The sequence below is a fragment of the Methylobacterium sp. P1-11 genome, from assembly GCF_008329595.1.
Lineage (GTDB): Bacteria > Pseudomonadota > Alphaproteobacteria > Rhizobiales > Beijerinckiaceae > Methylobacterium.
The window spans coordinates 1-3,935 of the sequence record NZ_NPKS01000077.1 but is presented as its reverse complement, the minus strand read 5'-3'; the positions used below and the strand labels follow the sequence as shown (position 1 = coordinate 3,935).

At 60.8% G+C, this 3,935-nt stretch carries 5 protein-coding genes; 4 read left to right on the top strand and 1 reads right to left on the bottom strand.

Going from position 1 to position 3,935, the window contains the following annotated elements; all coding sequences use genetic code 11:
• The first annotated feature begins 361 nt into the window (after positions 1-361).
• From CIW48_RS32705 to CIW48_RS32700, 3 genes are all read left to right on the top strand, one after another.
• On the top strand, positions 362-757 hold the full coding sequence (locus tag CIW48_RS32705) for an exopolysaccharide production protein YjbE (protein ID WP_149314494.1): 396 nt from the start codon (positions 362-364) through the stop codon (positions 755-757).
• Positions 758-1,088: 331 nt separating this feature from the next.
• A complete protein-coding gene (locus CIW48_RS33655) occupies positions 1,089-1,250 on the top strand; it encodes a hypothetical protein (protein ID WP_173009485.1) in 162 nt (53 codons plus the stop codon).
• A 201-nt stretch (positions 1,251-1,451) separates the two neighbouring features.
• Positions 1,452-1,955 carry a ferritin-like domain-containing protein gene (locus CIW48_RS32700; protein WP_149314493.1) on the top strand — a complete coding sequence of 168 codons (504 nt, stop codon included), beginning with the start codon at positions 1,452-1,454 and terminating at the stop codon, positions 1,953-1,955.
• Positions 1,956-1,976: 21 nt separating this feature from the next.
• Here the strand turns inward: CIW48_RS32700 and CIW48_RS32695 are convergent, their stop codons facing one another.
• On the bottom strand, positions 1,977-2,462 hold the full coding sequence (locus CIW48_RS32695) for a hypothetical protein (RefSeq protein ID WP_149314492.1): 486 nt from the start codon (positions 2,460-2,462) through the stop codon (positions 1,977-1,979).
• Positions 2,463-2,542: 80 nt separating this feature from the next.
• On the opposite strand from CIW48_RS32695, the gene CIW48_RS32690 reads away from it, so the two are divergent.
• Complete coding sequence (locus CIW48_RS32690; RefSeq protein WP_149314491.1) at positions 2,543-2,809, top strand: hypothetical protein; 267 nt, start codon at positions 2,543-2,545, stop codon at positions 2,807-2,809.
• Positions 2,810-3,935 lie beyond the last annotated feature (1,126 nt).

Sequence of the window (3,935 nt, the reverse complement as noted above, 5' to 3'; positions counted from 1 at the left end):
CAAAGGGTCGATCCAAACGGTGGAGCGCCTATTCTCGCAAAATTGGGGCGGCACCCCAGCACAAAGCCGATTCTCGGCGTTTTGACACGGCCTGGACCCATTGCAGAAGGCCGAAAGGTCCGCTTCCAGGCAGTCCGGTGGGCTGACTTTGGCAGCTCCTGGCCGAAAACGGTAGCTTGCGGCCAGCGGAATCGGAGAAGGCTGTCGGGGGGGCAGTGGGTTGCCCTAGCCGCGAGAGCGGACGGTTAGATTCACGGCTGGCAAAATCGCTAGCAGCACATCCGAGATCTGAGGGCTCCGCGCTGGAACCCTAAGGTGGATCTGCAATTAACATACAGCAAAAACCCTGGAGGAACGTCTGATGAAGGTTTCACGCTTAGCCGGCGCATTTGCGCTTTTTGCTTTCACTGCAGGCTCGGCTGTTGCAGCTCCGTGCAACACCGGCGCAACGAAGGCCAAGTCGCCGGACCAGCAGGCATCGAATCCGAAGAGCTCCGATGTCGATAAGTCGAGCCAAAACTTGGCCGGTGGGCAGCAGCCTGCTTCGCCCGGCACCGTTGGCGCTATGAACAACGTGGGCGCAAACCAGAGCACGGGCCAGCAGGCATCGAACACGCCCGCCAAGTCGAACGATACGGATCCGGCGGCCAAGAACCTCGCTGGCGGCCAGCAGCCAGCCTCGCCTGGAACGGTCGGAGCGATGAACAACGCCGCGTCGGCTTCACAGACGACGGGCAAGAGCGGCGACGACTGCTGATCTTTGTTATTGCTGCCTCTGACTTGGAAAGCCCGCCCAGCCCTGCTGAGGCGGGCTTTCTCATGCCCGCAGCTCTCCCAGCGCGAGAAAGCCGGCCAATGCGGCAGGTGGATGAACCACCCGGTACATTGACCGGCTCCCGGAAAACGTTCTGGAGAACGGAGCCCGTGGGCTCGAAGGGGGAACAGCTCGCCGTGCCGAAGGTTCAGCTGCCTCGTAGCTGGCAGTAACAGTGTCGGCACATCGTCGCGTGCAGCAGCGGCTTATTGCGGCGCACCCTATATGCGTCGCAGCGCACAATGGCTTTGGCCTGTGCTGTACGGAGTACCCCATGTCCACCATCAAAGACCGCGCTGCCGCGCGCGTTGCACTCGTGCCTGCAGCTGCTGCACCCGGTTATGCCGGGGCGATGGCGCGGCTGCCGCGTGTGCAGATTACCAAGCGCCGCCCGACAGCAGACCGTGATCTGCCAGCGGTTGGTTCATTCAGTTGAGCAGCGGGCTTGCCTTAACGGGTAGGCCCAATCCCGCCATCGCCGCCGCTTTCTTTCCGATGGGCAATCTGGCCGCCTGTGCCATGCAGCGGTTTAGCCGGACAGGAACATCGCTTGTCCCCAATTCGTTTCCAACGTGAGCGAGCAGGATTGTCGACTGTCGCCGCAAAATACAAACCGACCAATTTTTAGGAGGAAGCCATGGGATTATTTACTTCAGATATCAAAACTCTTGACGACTTATTCGTGCACCAGCTGCAAGACATTTACTACGCCGAGCAGCAGATCACGAAGGCCCTGCCGAAGATGATCAGCAAGGCTACTGACTCTCAGCTCAAGCAGGGCTTTGAGACGCATCTGCATGAGACCGAAGAGCAGATCAAACGCCTGGAGCGGGTGTTCGAGATGCACGGCCACAAACCGAAGGCGGTCGATTGTCCGGCCATCGACGGCATCATTAAGGAGGCGAACGAGACCGCCGGCGAGATTGGCGACAAGGAGGTGCTGGACGCCGCACTGCTGGCTTCCGCACAGGCGGTCGAGCACTACGAGATCACCCGTTATGGCACCCTGATCGCCTGGGCGAAGCGGCTCGGCCGGGACGATTGCGCCAGCGTGTTGCAGCAGACGTTGGACGAGGAGAGGGCCACGGACCAGAAGCTCACCGCCATGGCCGAGAGCAAGATCAACCAAAAGGCTGCCTGACAGCTCTGATCGAGGGGCGGCTCATGAAGCCGCCCTGCCGAGCTTGCTCTTCGCCATCCGCAGGCCGGCCTTGCGGCGGCAGATCCGCAGCCCCAGCACGGCCAGCTTTGGCCCCAGACCGGCCAGGGCCTCGCGCAAAGCTTCTTCATCGTGCCAGCCACCCGCACCCACCAGCACCGCCGGCAGGTGCCTGCCACCGGCAGCCAACGGCTCCAACGTGCGCACCATCCGCTCCGTGCTGCCGATGCCGCCCATGGGCCCGCGCAACAGCAGCGCACCCGCATCCACGGCAAACAGACGGTCCGCCGGCGCTCGCAACCCGGGCTGTAGCTGCCGGGCCAACGCCGAGGCAGCGGCAGCGTTGCGCGCCTCGGCCTCTGTTTTCTCGTGCAATCTGGCGATCGTGCGGGATGAAGGTGGCCGCTTCATCGCAGGCGCATTCGGATCCGGCGGCCGGATTACGGCTGTGATAATCCACGGTGCAGTTTCAATGTTTGCAGTCGCCATCAAGAAATCTCCAATGAACGAATATGTGAATGCCGAAGTTATTTTACGAGCCCAATCAGGGATTAACTGAGGAAACGCCTATGCGCATGAAGATTTTCGGTCTCGCGACCACTCTCGCTGTTGCTCTGACCGGCACGGCCTACGCTCAGCAACCGGCCGGCGGCGGCAGCGCGACCGAGAACATGAACAACCCGGGCAGCGTGAAGAGTGAAGGCCAGAAGGCGACCGAAGAGACAACTGGCACAAGCACCCGCTCACCGGCAGCTGGCGCCGCCGCGGTACCGGGCGCCGGCACCGCGCGCCCTGGCGTGGGTGCTGGTGGGAGCACTACTGCGCCGGCGCGCTAACATCCGTGGGCGCACCCGCACAACATGATCTGCGGGTTCTCGGCCGGGACCGCCTGCAAGGTGGTCCGGCCTACCACTGGTCGTCGTGCTGCAGCTGCTAGCATCAGTTCAGCGCTACAGGTGTCGCCAGGCCGTCATCTGCCAGGAGGTGCCCCAACGCGACCACGACGCCCGGTTCCAGCGCCGCGGTCTCGGCCATCATCTGGGGCATCTGCTTTCGACCCCGAGCCGAAGTTGCTGGAGGGCTGACGAACGGCTGCTTTGGAGAAGCGCCAACGGCGCTCCGAACGACCGGGTTGGGTCGGATGCGGGAGGACCGGATTGCGTGGTTTTGCGATAATTCGCTTCTGAGTGAGAAGTGGAAGAAGCGGCCGCAACCGTCGCGCCCGCTCGCGAGCCTAAGCAGAAGACTTCATCCGCAACTTAAGCCCATTACCGATCAAATCTGGAAGCAGAAATAAGTTGAAATTCAGCTGCCGGTAAAATGGTGAAGTTAAAGAAGGAGGATCCTCGGGTGGGTCGCTAAACCATTTGAAATCAGGAAGCGCGGCATCTTGCGCGAAGACCACCGGAACACACAAAGCGACAATCAAGTCCAGCGCCCCTTAGTGGGACGCGGCCAAAAATCGCGGCCGGTATAGCGCCAACACAGCCTGCCAGCAAAATTGTCCCTGAGAAATGAATTATGACTGTAATTGTTCCAGCAATCGCGCTCATTGCCGGAAGAACGGTGAGGGTTGTCTTTAATAATACCGGTTATGATTATATGCCAAATGTCCCACGCAACAAATGTCGGCACGGCCAGGCACGAGCCGAATAGTAAAAAAGTTGCTCCTGCTCTTGTCGGGCTGATCCGGTTCTGCATGTGCAACGTTTCTCCGTTAAAGCGACGTTGGTTTTACCAGCCTGATATGTCTAATAATCGCCCCAAGCCGAAACTGCCAGACGACCGACGAATGGCTGCTTTTGGAAAGCGGAGACGGCTGTCCGCGCGGCCGAGATGGGTCGGGATCGGAATGGCTGCTGCGGGTGGATTGCCGCTGGTCCGCTTTTAAGCGTGGTTTGCGGAAAACGGACGCCACCGTTGCGCCCGCTCGCAACTCTCCTGTGGCGTTGGACCCTTGCT

Excerpts from the sequence above, each read along its gene's own strand:
- CIW48_RS32690 (WP_149314491.1), top strand. The coding sequence starts at position 2,543 with ATGCGCATGAAGATTTTCGGTCTCGCGACCACTCTCGCTGTTGCTCTG.
- CIW48_RS33655 (WP_173009485.1), top strand. The coding sequence starts at position 1,089 with ATGTCCACCATCAAAGACCGCGCTGCCGCGCGCGTTGCACTCGTGCCT.
- CIW48_RS32705 (WP_149314494.1), top strand. The coding sequence starts at position 362 with ATGAAGGTTTCACGCTTAGCCGGCGCATTTGCGCTTTTTGCTTTCACT.
- CIW48_RS32700 (WP_149314493.1), top strand. The coding sequence starts at position 1,452 with ATGGGATTATTTACTTCAGATATCAAAACTCTTGACGACTTATTCGTG.
- CIW48_RS32695 (WP_149314492.1), bottom strand. The coding sequence starts at position 2,462 with ATGGCGACTGCAAACATTGAAACTGCACCGTGGATTATCACAGCCGTA.